The organism is Celeribacter baekdonensis (assembly GCF_003047105.1).
GTDB classification, from domain to species: Bacteria; Pseudomonadota; Alphaproteobacteria; order Rhodobacterales; family Rhodobacteraceae; genus Celeribacter; species Celeribacter baekdonensis_B.
Window position 1 is genome coordinate 279,889 of sequence record NZ_CP028472.1, and the last position, 14,808, is coordinate 294,696.

The following is a 14,808-nucleotide window of genomic DNA, read 5'->3' on the forward strand; positions in this document are numbered from 1 at the left end:
TCCTTTAAAAATCGTGATGGCGGATGTCGTAGAACACCCGCAAAAGCATTGTGTTGAGCAGGGCGCGTTCGTCTTGCGTCAGAGCGGCAAGCATGGTGTCGCGCATGCCAATCATCGCGGGCCACGCGGCCTCATAGGCGGCGCGTCCGGCATCGGTGAGGCTGATTTGGCGCACGCGGCTGTCGCCATCTTGTCCTTCGCGGCGGATCAGATCGGCTTTTTCCATTGAATCGAGTGTGCGCGAGAGGGTGGATTGTTTGATCACAGTCAGCACCGACAGCTCGCTGATCGTGCAGGGGCCGCCATCGAATAAAACGACGAGCGCGCGCATTTGAGCCACGGAGACACCCACCTCTTTGAGCGCCGCTTCGACGCCTTTGTTGTAGCGCGCCATGACCCGGTTCATCAGATAGGGCGTGAATTCTTCGAGATCCTCGGGACGGTCCATCATGCGCCCAATTCCTTGGCCGTCAGAAAGCCTGAGCCACCGGACAGGCCCGGCCCCGGATGGGTGGACGCGCCGATGTGATAGAGGTTTTTGATGCCGCTGTCGTGACGCAGGGTGTCAGCAAACGGACGCCAGAGGAAGAACTGATCAAGAGCACAAGCGCCGCCATAAGGATCGCCGCCAACAAGGTTCATGTTGTAGCCTTCCAAATCCGCCGGAGAGATCGCGCGACGGGTGACAATCTGATCTTTGAACCCGTCGATATGCTGGCTCAGGATGGCCTCAACGCGGTCGGCAAAGGTTTCGCGCAGGGCCTCTGTCCATTGCCCATCGGCGGGCACGGTGATCTCGCCGCGTGCATCGCCTTTGACGCTGCGTGGCGCTTCGGGCAGTTGCAGCCAGAGCACAGTTTGACCCTCTGGTGCACGGCTGGGATCGGCAGCTGTGGGTTGGCCCACACAGATCGTTGGCACATCCGGCAACATCCCGCGTTCGGCTTCGTTGCCTGCTTTTGACACGGCATCCAGACCGGGCGTGATGTGCAAAAGCTGAACGGCCTCAAGCCCCGGAGTGTTCCATTTCACAGGGCCGTTGAGCAGATAGTGAAGCTGGAAATTTCCTTTGCCGTATTTGTATTTGCGTAGGTTGTCGCGGTGTTTGGAGGAGGGGGCGAGCCTGTCATAGAGTTGATGCGGCGTGACGGAAGCAAGCAGTTTGCCCGCCTTGATTGTCTCGCCGTTTGACAGTCTGAGACCGGTCGCTTTGCCGTTTGAGACCAGAATTTCAGACACCTCAGCAGAGGTGCGCACGGTGCCGCCGTTTTCCTCGATGATCGCGATCAGCCCGCGCACCATATTGGCCGCGCCGCCTTTCACGATCGGCGCGCCTGCCGCCTCCAAGGCAAAGCCGATCACCTGACCCATTTGGCCGGAAAACGCCGCCTCTGGACCTAGTCCCGCGTGCAAGCACCAAGGGGCCCAAAGCGCCCGCGTCAACTCATCCTCAAAAGAGGTTTCCAACCAGCCGCGCATGGATTGCAAAGCGCCGCCCATGGTGGCGGCAAGCCCGTGCGGTTTGCGTTTCCAGGCTTCTTTGCCCAAAAGCTTTGCGGTGGATTTTGACCAAGGGTCGCCCCCCATCAGACCAAACAAAAGCTCGGCATCGGCACCAAAAGCGTCAAGATCAGCACCAAGCTGTGCGCCATCGCCTCTGTGCACCGCGTCAAAAGCGGCCATATTGGCGGCGCGGTCCATTTTATAGGTCAGCGCCCGGCCATCGGGCAAAAGCACGCCAGTTGGGGTGTCTGTGGCACAAAATTCAACCCCATGCCGGGCCAGATCGGCCCCGAGCGCGCCATGGGCCGCGCCCGTCACCCAAAGCACGAATGTTGTGGCAAGGGGATCATAGGTGACCCCCTCCGCCAAGGTTTCGGACCGCATACAGCCGCCGGCCACGGCTTCGCGTTCAAACATCGCGACACGTTTCCCGGATTTGGCCAGCAGGGCCCCGGCGACCAAGGCGTTGATCCCGGTCCCGATGATGGCAATGTCTGTGGATGCGGTCATGGACATGTCTCCCGGATCAAGCGGCGGGGATGAGCGCAAGCGCGCGGATCGGCGAGCCGGTGCCTTTGACGATCTTGAGCGGCGCTGTGACAAGGATCGCGCCTTTGGCGGGCAGCTCTTTCAGGTTGGTCAGAGAGGCAAGGCCATAGCGGTTGTGTTTGTGCAGCAAGTTGTGCGCCGGGAACGGAATGTCAAAGCCACCCGCAGCGCCAGCGTCGGTGCCGATGCACTGAGTACCCCAGCCAAGTGCCTTTTTCTCTTCCATCAGATAGGTGATGAGTTCCGCCGTCGGACCAGGTGTATGCGGGCCGTTTTCGTCGGCATTGAGGTATTTGTCCTCATCCGTGTTGTACTGATCCCAATCGGTACGCATCAGCACCCATTCGCCTTCTTTGATTTCGCCATGCTCGGCTTCCCACGCCTTCACATGCGCAACGGTCAAAAGGAAATCGGGATTTTCGGCGGCGTCTTTGGAGCAATCAATCACATTGGCCGGAGCGACGAAATTTTGCGGATTGATGGTGTCGACGGAGCCGTCGGGGAAATCTTTGCCGGTGATCCAGTGATGCGGGGCATCGTAATGGGTGCCGGAGTGTTCGCCGAGTTTCAGCCAGTTCCAAGCCCAAAACGGACCGCGGTCACCATATTCGGAAATCTTATGAATCTCGATTTTGGGCGTGTCGTCGGCAAACTCTGGCGGCAGTTTCAACAGCGGTGTATCGGGGCCGAGCGGGGCGGTGCAATCGACGACTTTGATGGTTCCGTCAAGCAGGCCAGCAGCAACGCTTGCGAGTGTTTCTTGGGTGGACATATGAGGCTCCCTGTTCAGGTGGATTGTGTTTTTGATTATTAATATGCAAATGCATATATAAACTTTCTTCAAGTACAAAGTTTATTTTGGGATAAAAATCTTTCGCATTGGCGGAGATTCTTGCACGAAATCCTGTCTCGAACCCGTCGGAATGGGTGCTCAGCGCCAGCCGTTATCGGAGAAAACCACATGAAAACAAACGGTGTTTTGGCCTCTCCCTCATCCGATGACCTCAGAGAATTTGAGGGTTCCGTGATGTATCCGACTGTCGATTAAAAATTAAACACCACTAAAAATATGAGTATTCAGGCGGATTTGAGGAGAATCGGGCATCAGAGTGGGGCATCAGTCATTCCGCCGTGACCCGGATTCTGCCTGCCTTTGGCCATATGTAATGCCCTACACCCTAGCGCGCGCGATTGATTAGGCCTTCTGGTCGTCTTTGGAGTTTAAACACCATATGGCACATTCAAAGATTTACTTGAAGCCTAAAACATCATGTGCCACTGTCCTGTCATGGGTGCGATGCACCCACCTATTTTAAGAGGAGGACTACCCATGACGGACAAAGTTGTTCCCGTCGTCACCCGTTCCACCGAACTGGACGACAGCACATTGCAATCTGGCGAATGCGTTCGCAAATCGGGTGTAAGCCCACAGCACACACCGGCCACCAAAATCTGGTTTGGCCGCGTGAGCAACGAGCCCGGTCACCGCTCGCCGCCGCATCACCATGAAGAATGCGAAACCGGCGGATATGTCCTGAAAGGTCACGGGCGTATCTATTTTGGCGAAGATTACAAAGAGTACCTCGACATGTACGAGGGCGATTTTGTGTTCGTGCCGCCGTATATGCCGCATGTTGAAGTCAACATGAGCACCACCGAGGAACTCGTTTGGCTGACCTGCCGGACCCCGGACAACCTCGTCACCAACCTGCCTGATGTGCCCGACGAAGCCCTCGAAGGCTATCGTCGCGCGTAACATTCATCCCCTTGTCGTCTCCGGTGCATCAAACCCCGGAGACGTCCTACGAAAGGATGCTTTATGAAGCTTCTTCGCTATGGGCCAATCGGCTCGGAACGCCCTGCCTGTCTGGATGCCGAGGGCAAAATCCGCGACCTCTCCGGTGTTGTTGCAGACATCAATGGCGAGAGCCTGTCACCAGAGAGCCTCGTCAAACTGGCCGCTCTTGATCTGGCGGATTTGCCCGTGGTTGAGGGCACACCGCGTCTGGGGTCAGCGATCGCACGACCGGGAAAATTTCTCTGTGTCGGTCTGAACTATGCCGATCACGCCAAAGAAACGGGCAAAGAACCGCCCGCCGAACCAATCCTGTTTGCCAAGGCGTCGAACGCAATTTGCGGCCCAAATGATGATGTCGAAATTCCGCGCACGTCTCAAAAGACCGATTGGGAAGTTGAACTGGGCATCGTGATTGGCACCCGCGCCAAATACGTCTCAGAGGTCGCGGCGCTGGACTATGTTGCAGGCTACGCTTTGGTCAATGACGTCTCCGAGCGCGCGTTTCAATCCGAGCGCGGCGGACAGTGGGTCAAGGGCAAAAGCCACGACACCTTTGGTCCTGTCGGCCCATGGATGGTGACAAAAGACGAATTTGACGACATTCAAAACATTGATCTTTGGCTGGATGTGGACGGCAAACGCCGCCAGACCGGCAACACCAAGACGATGATCTTTGGGGTGGCGTATTTGGTGCATTATATCTCGCAGTTCATGACCCTGGAGCCCGGCGACATCATTGCAACCGGCACCCCTCCGGGCGTTGGTTTGGGGATGAAGCCGCCGACTTTCCTGCGGGCCGGACAGGTGGTCACACTCGGCGCGGACGGGCTTGGGGAACAACGCCAAAGGATGGTGCAAGCATGAGTATCAATTTCGAGAACGTCAAAAATGCCCTGACAGATCTGTCGGGCAAAACCGCAATTGTGACCGGAGCTGCGCGCGGCCAAGGTGCGATCGAGGCCGAGCTTTTGGCCACGGCGGGGGCCTCTGTGCTATTGTGTGATGTGTTGGAAGAGGACGGAGTTGCTCTTGCAAAACGTCTGAATGATGCGGGTCATAATGTGCGCTTTGTAACGCTCGATGTGACCTCGGAGGCGGCATGGTGCGCCGCCTTGGAACTTGTTCGAGAGTGGACCGGGCGGCTGGATATTCTTGTGAACAACGCCGGGATCATCAATCGCAAGATCATCCAAGACATGTCCGTGGAAGAGTGGCGTAAAGTGATGGATGTGAATGCCACAGGTGCGTTCATCGGCATCAAACATGCGGCGCCGTTCATGGCCGAAACCGGGGGCGGCAGCATCGTCAACATTTCGTCCAACAGCGGCTTTTCCGGGCATTATGATCCGGCCTACACATCGTCCAAATGGGCCCTCCGGGGCCTGACGCGCACAGCCGCGATGGAGTTCGCGGATATGGGCATTCGGGTCAATGCCATCTGTCCGGGCCTGATTGTGACGGACCTTAATCGCAATTCGCCACACCTTGCGCCGATGATCAACCTGACGCCGATGCAACGCTCCGGTGAGGCCGATGAGGTCGCCCAATTGGTGCTGTTTCTCGCCTCCGAGGGCTCCGCTTTCATCACCGGAGAGGATTTCGTGATCGACGGCGGCTTTACCGCCGGGGCCGCATATCGCCGTGTTGCCAAGGAAACAGGCCTGCTGTAAGCCGCCTCCACCGACACGATAAAAAGCCCCCGGTCTCTCAGAGATCGGGGCTTTGCTTTGGCGTTAGCGGATGCCAGCTTCGGCCAGAAGCGGCAGCACTTCATCGCGGAAATAGGGGAATTCCTCAACGTAGTCGACAAAGGACAGGGTGGTGCCCGCAAAGCCTGTGTCATGCAGCTTGATGATGCCATCGGCCACTTGCCGCGGTGTCCCGATCAGGGGGAAGCCACCATGGCCAAGCGCCATCACATCACGGATTTGCGCCAAAAGATCATGCGGGAAAGACTGTGCATGAGCGAACTGAAGGTTCACCAGATTGTCGACGGCGGGCCAGTCGATTTCGCTCATGATCTTGTCGTGATAGGCGCGGGCCTCTTCTTCGGTGGGGCGGCAAATCACGTGGCTGAATGTCAGCACGCCCACATCGCGACCCTTATCCGTTGCCTTTTGTTTCAGCTCTTTGATCTCATCGACGGAGCGGGTCAGGTCAATGGCCGGAGTGAACAGGTAGTTGGCGTTTTGAGTGGCAAATTCGCGTCCCAAACCGGAACCAGCAGCGTTCAGGATCGGAACACTGCCTTCGATCGGCCACGGATCACCCTTAACGCCTTTGAGGGTAAAGGACGCGCCATCCCAGTCAAAATGTTCGTGGCTGGCCCATAGTTTTTGAACGATGTCGAACCATTCCTGAGCGTAGCCATAGCGCGACTCATGATCGTCGGGCAGCGTGAGCCCAAGCGCCTCATATTCCGGTTTGTTCCAGCCCGCGACAATGTTGAGGCCCGCGCGGCCTGCACCGATTTGATCCATCGTTGCAATCTGTTTGGCGACGACAACCGGGTGATTGGCCGCTGTGTGAATGGTGGCGAAAACTGAGATGTCTTTGGTGTTGGCCAAAAGAGCCGTGGCCCAGGTCACCGTTTCCAACACGCTACCGTGGAAATCGGTTTCGCCGCCATAGCCGATCCAGCGGGCAATCGGCAAAATGAAATCCATCCCGGCCTCGTCAAGCATCTTGCCGAGCTTGAGATTGTTCTCCCAGCTGTTCACCCAGCGTTCCGGCGCTTTGCTCACCGTCATCCCAGAGGAGCAGTTGGATGAGAAAGTGCCGAGTTTGAACCCGTTCTTTTGAGACATTTTATTCTTGGTCATGTGCAGTTCTCCATGTTGGTTTTGAATAGATTTTTGATTTAAAAGTGCATTTAAAAAAGACATTGAGTCAAGATAATTTTGCTGTGAAAACTTGTTTAAATCGAAATCCATACCGGAGGCCCGCACATGTCGGAAAAAAAAGCAGCGCCCAAAAACATCGACTTCACATGGCACCTTGCGGCCGATGAGCCAGAGGTCGCGGCAACTGAATTTGAATTCGCCTTGATGCGCACATTTGAAAGCTTTGGCCGCTGGCAATCTGAGTGTCTGGTCGCCTCATCGGGCTATGTCGCCAGTGGCCCAGACAACGCGTTGCTCCATGTGATCCGCATGAATGACCGCGCCAAAACGATCAAAGAAATCGCCCGTCTCATGAACCGGGACGACATTCCTAACATTCAGTATTCTATCCGAAAAATGGTTTCCGATGGGCTTGTGTCCAAACATGGATCAAGTCGGACGGGGGTCACCTACGCGGCCACGGATCGGGGCTGTGAAATCACCGACAGATACGCAGAGATACGCCGCAGTCAGTTGATTTCCGAGATTGCCGAATTGCCGGAATTCACCGCACGGATGAAAGACGCGGTGCGGACGCTCAATATTCTTTCGGGACTGTATGAGGAGGCCTCGCGCGTGATCGCGACACACAGACGCTGATCACGCAAAGCTCCGTTACCCTTTGTGGCGGATGTCGAGCATGATGGAAATGCCCCGCGCCGCGTCGGACTCGGACACATCAGTGAACATTTCGTCGATCCAACCGAGGTGCTCCGCCGTCATTTCATCCATCAACGCGCGGCCTTTGTCGGTGATCCGCACCAGAAAAGCACGACGATCTGATTCGAGCGTTTGCCGTTCAACAAGCTCCTCACTGACCAGCCGATCCACCACGCCGGTGACATTGCCATTGGACACGACAAGATGCTGCGACAGCTCGCTCATTTTCATGCCCTCCGGTTCCGAATGAAGAGCGGCCAAGACATCAAAGCGGGGGAGGGTGGTGGCATACCCTGAACGAAGGCGTTCACGCAAAGAGCCCTCAACGTAGCGCACGGCCTTGAGCATTTGCAACCAAAGCCGAAGCCGTTGACGCGCGAGCATTTCATCCTCAACCAAATGGGTCTCTTGCGCAGTCATTTCACCTGTCCATTTCGAATTACCGTACAAAACTTATTTTAAGTATCAATTTATAGACGCGCAGGTAAAGCGAAAACCCACATGAAATTCACATGGGTTTTTCTCTGTCAGGTCTATGTAAAGCGCACTGTTTTACTATTTTTTAATTCAGTTTCCGTGGCTTACCATCGGCGTCAACCGCAACAAGCACCACATCAGCACTCATGACAAGGCTGCAATCCCTGTCCGGCTCAGCCCATGCGGAAAGAAACAGGTTAAAGGAACTGTTGCCGCGCCGTGTCAGCTCGGCATGGATCACAAATTCCGCACCTGCGCTCAGAGCGGCATGAAAGGTCAGCTCTTTGATCGACAGGATCAAGGCATCGCCCTGTGCAATCTTACGCCCGGCAAGCCCCGCCGCCACATCGAGCTGCCCCATGATCCACGCCCCGGTGACCGCCCCACGCGGCGTCGCATGGCTGTGCGGAGCGACAGTGACCAGGATGGGGGCCGTGTCAGGACGTTGAAGCGCCTCAGTCATGGGGTGTAACGTCATGGGGAATAACCGCCGTGGCTTCGATCTCGATCTTGGCGGCATCTTCCATCAAGGCCACGACCTGAACAACGGCCATCGCCGGGAAATGCCGCCCAATCACCTCGCGGTAAGCGGCGCCAAACGCCCGCAGGTTATCGAGATATTCCTCTTTGTTGGTGATGTACCACGTCAGGCGCACAAGGTGCTCGGGCTTCGCACCGGCCTGTTCCAGCACCGCCACAATGTTTTCGAGCGTCTGGCGGAATTGCCCCAGCATGTCCAGATGCACCCACTCCTGCTGTGCGTTCCATCCAATCAAACCGCCCGTAAAAACCATCCGACCTTCGGCCAAAAGACCATTGGCATAGCCTTTGGCCGGAACCCAACCGTCTGGCTGGAGGAACATATGAGGTGTGAGAGCTGTCATGGTGCGTCTTTCTTTTAATCTTGGCGTTCATTTTGGGAGGAGGCCGTGAGATAGCGGGACATTTTTGCACGCGGTGTCTCAGGCCAAGGTTCAGAGCCGCCGGTTTTGATGTTGGCGTAAACCACCGTGGCCTTGCAGGTGAACCGCGGCGTGCCCTCGCAGGCACAGGTGATCAGGAATGTCGCAGAGGACCGGCCAATCCGCTCAAGCTGAAGCGAAAGATCCAACCAATCTTCAAGCTGAGAGGGCGCGTGAAAGCGGACCTCGATATTGCCCATCGGCGTGCCGTAGCCCTCGGAGAGCCCAATGGAGGCCCAGCTAAAATCCAACGCATCAGAAAAGAACCGCTCAGTGAGTGAGGAGATCATTTCAAAATAGCGGGGATAGAACACGATCCCGGCGGCGTCACAGTGATTGAATTCCACCTGACGGCGGATGGAAAAGGTCTCGGTCATGTCTCACCTCCGGACACTGAAATAGATTGTCCAGTGACCATATCGGAGCCCTCAGAGCAGAGCCAGAGAACGGCGCGGGCGACATCTTCGGGGGGAACGAGCCTGTGCATGGGGTTGGTCGCCTCCAAAGAGGCGCGGGCCTCTTCGGGACTGCGCCCGGTTTTTTCGACGACATTGGCGATCGAGCGTTCGGTCATTTCGGTGTCAAGAAACCCCGGACAAATCGCATTGACCGTGATGCCTTTGCGCACAACTTCAAGGGCGACGGATTTGACCATCCCGACGACACCATGTTTGGCCGCCGCATAGGGCGCGACATAGGGATAGCCTTTGATCCCGGCGGTCGAGGCGATGGCAATAAGGCGGCCCCATGGCTTGCCCTGCATCGCCTTTACGCCCTCGCGCAGCGTCAGAAACGTGCCAGTGAGGTTGACCGTCATCATCCGCTCAAAGGCGGCCAGTTCGGTTTTGGCGAAAGGCGCGCTTTCCGACGCCCCGGCGTTGGCCACAACGATGTCGGGAGCCGCCTTGGCAATGGCCGCGGAAATCGCCACCTCATCGGTGATGTCCGCGACAATCGCCGTGATGTTCGGATGTTGGACCGCCATAGCATCAAGCGGCGCACGGCGGCGTCCGCAAATCGTGACCTGTGCTCCGGCCTGAGCCAGATGCAGGGCGATGACAGCCCCGACACCGGAGCCGCCTCCCGTCACAAAGGCCGCTTTTCCGTCTAGACTCATGACGCCATCGCTTTCGCGCGTTCAGCAAGCGTATTGGCCTGACGACGTCCCCCTTCATAGGGGGCGGGCCATGCCTGTTCGGTGTCGCCAAGCTCAACTGCCGCATGAAGGGTCCAGTACGGATCGGCAAGATGCGGACGGGCCAAAAGGACCAGATCGGCGCGACCGGCCATTAAGATCGAATTGACGTGATCGGGTTCGTAGATATTGCCCGCAACCAAGGTCGGCGACTGGACGTCATTGCGCACACGGTCGGAGAAAGGCACTTGGAACATCCGCCCATAGATCGGCTGTTCTTTCTTGTCCGTTTGACCGGACGAAACGTTGATCGCATCGGCTCCGGCCTCTTTGAACAGTCGCGCAATGTCGACGGCCTCTTCGGGGTGAACGCCCTCGTCGCCCATCCAGTCATGGGCCGAAATCCGTACGCTCATCGGTTTGGCCTCGGGCCAATGCGCCCGCATCGCGTGGAAGATTTCAAGCGGGAACCGCATCCGGTTCTCTAGGCATCCGCCATACTCATCAGACCGTTTGTTGGTCACCGGCGAGATGAAGGAGGCCAAGAGATAGCCGTGGGCTGCGTGCATTTCGATCATGTCGAAATCGGCCTCTGCTGCGGCTTTCACTGCGGCAACGAATTGATCTTTGACCTTGTCCATATCGGCGCGATCCATTGCTTTGGGCACGACATTGCCCTCCATCAACGGCAGCGCCGAGGCGGAAAGCAGGTCCCAATTGCCCTCTGTGAGCGGTTGGTCGATCCCATCCCAAGCCAAACGGGTGGAGCCTTTGCGGCCCGCATGGCCGATTTGCGCACAGATTTTCGCAGGTGTTTCGGCATGAACGAAATCGGTCAGGCGCGACCAGGCGGGCACTTGGTCCGGTCCGATGCACGGGCAACCGGGGGTGATGCGCCCCTCCATGGAGACACAGAGCATTTCGGTGAACACCAATCCAGCCCCCCTTTGGCGCGCTCGGCGTAATGCACAAAATGCCAGTCGGTCGGCATGCCTTCAGAGGCCTTATATTGTGCCATCGGTGAGACAACGACGCGGTTTGCAAGCTCCATCTCACGCAGCTTGAACGGCGCAAACATCGGGCTGCGGTTTGAATTTCTGCCCGCCTTTTTTTGGAACCAGGCTTCGGCCGAGGCCAACCATTCCGGGTCGCGCAACCGCAGGTTTTCGTGGCTGATCCGTTGGGACCGGGTGAGCAGGGAATAGTTGAACTGCATCATGTCCAAAGTCAGATAGCGTTCGACCTCTTCAAACCATTCCGTCGAATTGCGCGCCGCGGATGTGACGCGCAGCACTTGGAGTTTGCGTTCGTCTTGGTAGGTTTGCAGCGCGTCCCGAAGCGGTGCACCGGAGTTGAGTTCATCGGCCAAAGCGATGGCGCTTTCCATCCCAAGTTTGCTGCCGGAGCCGATGGAAAAATGCGCAGTGGCGGAGGCATCCCCGAGCAAAACGACATTTTCAAAAAACCAGTTTTCACAGGTGACGCGCGGGAATTGAATCCAGGCCGAGCCGCGAATGTGATTGGCATTGGTCATCAAGGCATGGCCGCCAAGGTGCTTGGCAAAAATCTTTTCGCACAGCGCGATGCTGTCTTGTTGGTTCAGCGTGTCAAAGCCGAAGGCCTTAAACACGTCGGGGCCGCATTCGACAATGAACGTCGCCGTGTCATCGTCAAATTGATAGGCATGCGCCCAGATCCAACCATGTTCGGTTTTCTCGAAAATAAAGGTGAAGGCGTCATCGAATTTCTGATGCGTACCAAGCCAGACAAAATGGTTCCGGCGCATATCAATCTCGGGCTGAAATTGATCGGCATAGATCGTGCGTGTTTTGGAGTTGAGGCCATCTGCGGCCACCACCAAATCGTTGGCTTCTTTCAGTTCAGCGATCTTTTCGTCGGTGAGATCAGTCTCATATTGCAAGGTGACGCCAAGGTCGCGCGCGCGCTCCTGCAGCACCAGCAAAAGTTTTTTGCGTCCGATACCACAGAACCCGTGACCGCCTGAGGTCATCGCCTCATCACCGCGCACCGTTTTGACATCATCCCAATAGGCAAAGTTGTCGCGGATCATTTTTTCGGAAATCGGGTCGTTGTCCTCAAAGTTGGACATGGTCTCATCGGAAAGCACAACGCCCCAGCCAAAGGTGTCATCAAAGCGGTTGCGCTCATAGATCGTGAGGTCATGGTTTGGGTCGCGCAGTTTCATCGAAATCGCAAAGTACAGACCGGAAGGGCCGCCGCCGAGAATCGCTATCTTCATTGCTGTTATCCTTTGACTGAGGGGGCTGATGCGTGTCACCGCCAATATACTTTAAATATAAAGCTAAATTGACCGCAGCTTTCTGTCAACAGGGAAGCGACAATGAGCTGGTTGTGGATATGGAATGCGCTAAAATCTCATAAGTGTATGAGATTATTTCATAAATTATGGAATAACCCGCTGAATTAGCTGTATCTAGTAGCATGATAAATTCTATCTAGAGTGAAGTGTTGACCCATAAAGAGCTGATATTTCCACCGATTCACGCGGTGTTTGACATCGCAATACATTTTAAACATAAATAAAAAGAGAGGGCGCAAACCTGGGGTGTCGCCCATCTTTACACATGCGACGCATGCCTCTTGCGGCCGCTCAACTGAAAGGAAACCCTATGCCCTTTACGATCTCAAAGCCGATGCGTTTTGGCGATTGCGACCTCACCGGCATCGCCTATCACCCGGCCTATCTGTCGATGTTGGTTGATGTGAATGAGGCCATGTTTGCCTCTTTCGGGGTCACATGGAAGGAACTGATGTTTGACCGCCATTTGGGTCTGCCCAGTGTCAAAATGACCATCGAATTTAAAAAACCTGCGGTGTACGGGGATGTGCTCGATTTTAATGTGCATGTGCGCAAGATCGGCAAATCTTCTCTCGACTTATACACGGTGGTGAAGGTCGGTGAGGACGTGATTTGGACCATCGAACAACTCATCGTCATGACCTCGACCAAGGATCATAAATCCCATCCTTGGCCCGATGATTGCCGCGCCGGGTTGGAGAAATATCTCCATCCTGAATTGGCGGCGTAAACGACGGCTTTTACCTGTGGCTGCGCGCTCTGATCCGTTGGGTGCGCGGCCCGGCAGGAACGCTAAAATCGGCGCTCACTTCCCCCGGCGGCGCAGCGTGTCGGAGGGCAGTTCGCCATATCGTTTGCGGTAGCTGTCCGCAAAGCGCCCGAGATTTGTGAACCCCCATTTCAATGCGATCTCGGTCACCGAGGCTTCGGGCCCGGCAGTGATACAGTCGGCGCGCACGGCTTCAAGTCGGATGGTTTTGAGATAGGCCATCGGCGTCGTGCCTCGAAACCGTTTAAAGCCATCAAACAGGGTGCGCACACTCACCGAGGCCGCAGCCGCAATTTCAATCACAGAAATCGGGTCCTCAATATGCGTGCGAATAAACTCTTCGGCCAAACGCACATGGCGTGGAGCCGCCTGCGCGCCGCGCGTTTCGAGACGCTCGGAATAGCTGTGGCGAAAACTGGTCAGAACCGCTGTCATCAGCGTATTTTCGAGATGTTTCGACCCAAGGTCTGAACGGAAAAAACTCTCTGTCTGTCCGGCCTCGCTGGCGGTGAATTCAATCAATCTGCGATAGCTTGAGGTGTTGGTCGCTGTCGGATCTGGGACAAACTCAATCGGGCGGCGCAGGTCATCATGGAGCATCAAACGCAAATGTTGCTCAAGGGCGGCACGTTCAATTTTGAGCACCAATTGCCCACAATTGTTGATCCATTTCATCTTGAGGCGGGTCGTGGCGGAGCTGACGACATCGGTCCCGGTCGTGGCGTGTACGTCATGTGCGCCGATCTGCATCGCACATTGGCCTTGGTCGGTGGAGTGGATCATGAACCAGTCGCCCGGTTCGCCCGCATCAATCTCCACATCCGCGCCATACCGAACATAGCTGAGGGCCACACTGCCCATGGAGGCAAAACTTTGTCGAAAGAACAGGTCCCGCCCGCGGCCTGAGAAATCAATTTTATGAGGGCAAAACACTTCTGTGACCTGTGCGTGGGCCGCATCTATGTCGTCCGTTTCAAGCAGCATGTGCCGAGCGATCGGAATAGCGGCCGTGCTGTCATCAGAAATGTGATTTTTTCGCATGATCTGAACAATCCCTGCAGAAAACGGATATCCCCGCCCGCTGATTCATTTCAACCTTAAAGCATAAAGGCACTCGAACGCACATTCCGTCAAGGGGCTTAAGTGATCCTCTCTGTCATCAGAAACCGTATCAAACACGGGGCTTTCTGGCGCAGAGCCCGACAGAGATCACATCCCTAAGGCCGTGCGTTTGGGGTCTAAAAAACACGCAACAGTGGAGAAAAATCATGGACTTCAGCAAAGGGATCACCCCTTCGGGCGACAGCTTTAAAAACCAAAAATGGACCATTTTGGGCGAGCCTTATTTGCCGCTGCATGTGTCGGACAGCGCGATGCTTATGCATGCGGAATTCAACGTCGATAGCTTCGTGCCGACCCATGTTCACGACACACAGGATGAAATTTTGCACATTCTCGAAGGGGAGATGGAGTTTGAAACCGAAGGCAAGGTGATCAAAGCCGGGGTCGGTGACACCGTGACTTTGCCGATGGGTATTCCGCATTCTCTACACAACCGTTCCGGCGCGTTGGCGCGGGCGTTGGTCGTCGTCTCGCCGGTCGCGCGGATGTACGATTACATGGTCGCCATTGATGGCTTGAGTGATCCGGCCGAAGTCGTCCGCCTTGGGGCAGAGCACGAAATTCGGTTTGTCTGACCTGAGCCAAGTTCAGGTCAACGACCACATGCGCC

At 56.0% G+C, this 14,808-nt stretch carries 16 protein-coding genes and 1 pseudogene; 6 read left to right on the forward strand and 11 right to left on the reverse strand.

Going from position 1 to position 14,808, the window contains the following annotated elements; genetic code table 11:
- Positions 1–4: 4 nt before the first annotated feature.
- From DA792_RS01310 to DA792_RS01320, 3 genes are read right to left on the reverse strand one after another with little or no spacing between them, the layout of a single operon-like run.
- On the reverse strand, positions 5–451 hold the full coding sequence (locus DA792_RS01310; RefSeq protein WP_107717700.1) for a MarR family winged helix-turn-helix transcriptional regulator: 447 nt from the start codon (positions 449–451) through the stop codon (positions 5–7).
- The gene (locus tag DA792_RS01315; RefSeq protein WP_107717704.1) at positions 448–2,013 is read right to left on the reverse strand and encodes a phytoene desaturase family protein; all 1,566 of its coding nucleotides are present in this window, start codon (positions 2,011–2,013) and stop codon (positions 448–450) included. The genes DA792_RS01310 and DA792_RS01315 overlap by 4 nt, the downstream gene beginning before the upstream one ends.
- 16 nt (positions 2,014–2,029) lie before the next feature.
- Positions 2,030–2,824 carry a cyclase family protein gene (locus DA792_RS01320; protein ID WP_107717706.1) on the reverse strand — a complete coding sequence of 265 codons (795 nt, stop codon included), beginning with the start codon at positions 2,822–2,824 and terminating at the stop codon, positions 2,030–2,032.
- A gap of 558 nt (positions 2,825–3,382) precedes the next feature.
- Here DA792_RS01320 and DA792_RS01325 point away from each other — a divergent pair.
- From DA792_RS01325 to DA792_RS01335, 3 genes are all read left to right on the forward strand, one after another.
- Positions 3,383–3,808: a cupin domain-containing protein gene (locus tag DA792_RS01325; protein ID WP_107717708.1), complete on the forward strand. Its 426-nt coding sequence runs from the start codon at positions 3,383–3,385 to the stop codon at positions 3,806–3,808.
- A gap of 63 nt (positions 3,809–3,871) precedes the next feature.
- Complete coding sequence (locus DA792_RS01330; protein WP_107717710.1) at positions 3,872–4,714, forward strand: fumarylacetoacetate hydrolase family protein; 843 nt, start codon at positions 3,872–3,874, stop codon at positions 4,712–4,714.
- Complete coding sequence (locus DA792_RS01335) at positions 4,711–5,520, forward strand: SDR family NAD(P)-dependent oxidoreductase (protein WP_107717712.1); 810 nt, start codon at positions 4,711–4,713, stop codon at positions 5,518–5,520. The genes DA792_RS01330 and DA792_RS01335 overlap by 4 nt, the downstream gene beginning before the upstream one ends.
- A gap of 63 nt (positions 5,521–5,583) precedes the next feature.
- Here the strand turns inward: DA792_RS01335 and DA792_RS01340 are convergent, their stop codons facing one another.
- Positions 5,584–6,672, reverse strand: a complete 1,089-nt coding sequence (locus tag DA792_RS01340; protein ID WP_107717962.1) for an LLM class flavin-dependent oxidoreductase — start codon at positions 6,670–6,672, stop codon at positions 5,584–5,586.
- A 126-nt stretch (positions 6,673–6,798) separates the two neighbouring features.
- Between DA792_RS01340 and DA792_RS01345 the strand changes: the two genes are divergently transcribed.
- The gene (locus tag DA792_RS01345) at positions 6,799–7,332 is read left to right on the forward strand and encodes a winged helix DNA-binding protein (protein WP_107717714.1); all 534 of its coding nucleotides are present in this window, start codon (positions 6,799–6,801) and stop codon (positions 7,330–7,332) included.
- A 15-nt stretch (positions 7,333–7,347) separates the two neighbouring features.
- Here DA792_RS01345 and DA792_RS01350 read toward each other — a convergent pair whose 3' ends face one another.
- The 6 genes and pseudogenes from DA792_RS01350 to DA792_RS01375 form a co-directional block, all read right to left on the reverse strand.
- On the reverse strand, positions 7,348–7,812 hold the full coding sequence (locus tag DA792_RS01350; RefSeq protein WP_107717716.1) for a MarR family winged helix-turn-helix transcriptional regulator: 465 nt from the start codon (positions 7,810–7,812) through the stop codon (positions 7,348–7,350).
- A gap of 142 nt (positions 7,813–7,954) precedes the next feature.
- On the reverse strand, positions 7,955–8,332 hold the full coding sequence (locus DA792_RS01355) for a hotdog domain-containing protein (protein ID WP_159075130.1): 378 nt from the start codon (positions 8,330–8,332) through the stop codon (positions 7,955–7,957).
- Positions 8,325–8,753, reverse strand: coding sequence for a RidA family protein (locus DA792_RS01360; RefSeq protein ID WP_107717720.1), 429 nt, complete (start codon positions 8,751–8,753; stop codon positions 8,325–8,327). The genes DA792_RS01355 and DA792_RS01360 overlap by 8 nt, the downstream gene beginning before the upstream one ends.
- 14 nt (positions 8,754–8,767) lie before the next feature.
- On the reverse strand, positions 8,768–9,208 hold the full coding sequence (locus DA792_RS01365) for an acyl-CoA thioesterase (RefSeq protein WP_107717722.1): 441 nt from the start codon (positions 9,206–9,208) through the stop codon (positions 8,768–8,770).
- A complete protein-coding gene (locus DA792_RS01370) occupies positions 9,205–9,948 on the reverse strand; it encodes an SDR family NAD(P)-dependent oxidoreductase (protein ID WP_107717724.1) in 744 nt (247 codons plus the stop codon). Before DA792_RS01370 ends, DA792_RS01365 begins: the two co-directional genes overlap by 4 nt.
- Positions 9,945–12,226 (reverse strand): annotated as a pseudogene (locus tag DA792_RS01375) (bifunctional salicylyl-CoA 5-hydroxylase/oxidoreductase). The gene DA792_RS01370 and the pseudogene DA792_RS01375 overlap by 4 nt, the downstream one beginning before the upstream one ends.
- 391 nt (positions 12,227–12,617) lie before the next feature.
- Between DA792_RS01375 and DA792_RS01380 the strand changes: the two are divergent.
- Positions 12,618–13,037 (forward strand): acyl-CoA thioesterase, encoded by a 420-nt coding sequence (locus DA792_RS01380; protein ID WP_107717726.1) that lies wholly within the window; start codon positions 12,618–12,620, stop codon positions 13,035–13,037.
- A gap of 75 nt (positions 13,038–13,112) precedes the next feature.
- Here DA792_RS01380 and DA792_RS01385 read toward each other — a convergent pair whose 3' ends face one another.
- Positions 13,113–14,117, reverse strand: coding sequence for an AraC family transcriptional regulator (locus DA792_RS01385; protein WP_107717728.1), 1,005 nt, complete (start codon positions 14,115–14,117; stop codon positions 13,113–13,115).
- Positions 14,118–14,344: 227 nt separating this feature from the next.
- Between DA792_RS01385 and DA792_RS01390 the strand changes: the two genes are divergently transcribed.
- Positions 14,345–14,773 carry a cupin domain-containing protein gene (locus DA792_RS01390; protein ID WP_107717730.1) on the forward strand — a complete coding sequence of 143 codons (429 nt, stop codon included), beginning with the start codon at positions 14,345–14,347 and terminating at the stop codon, positions 14,771–14,773.
- Positions 14,774–14,808: the final 35 nt, after the last annotated feature.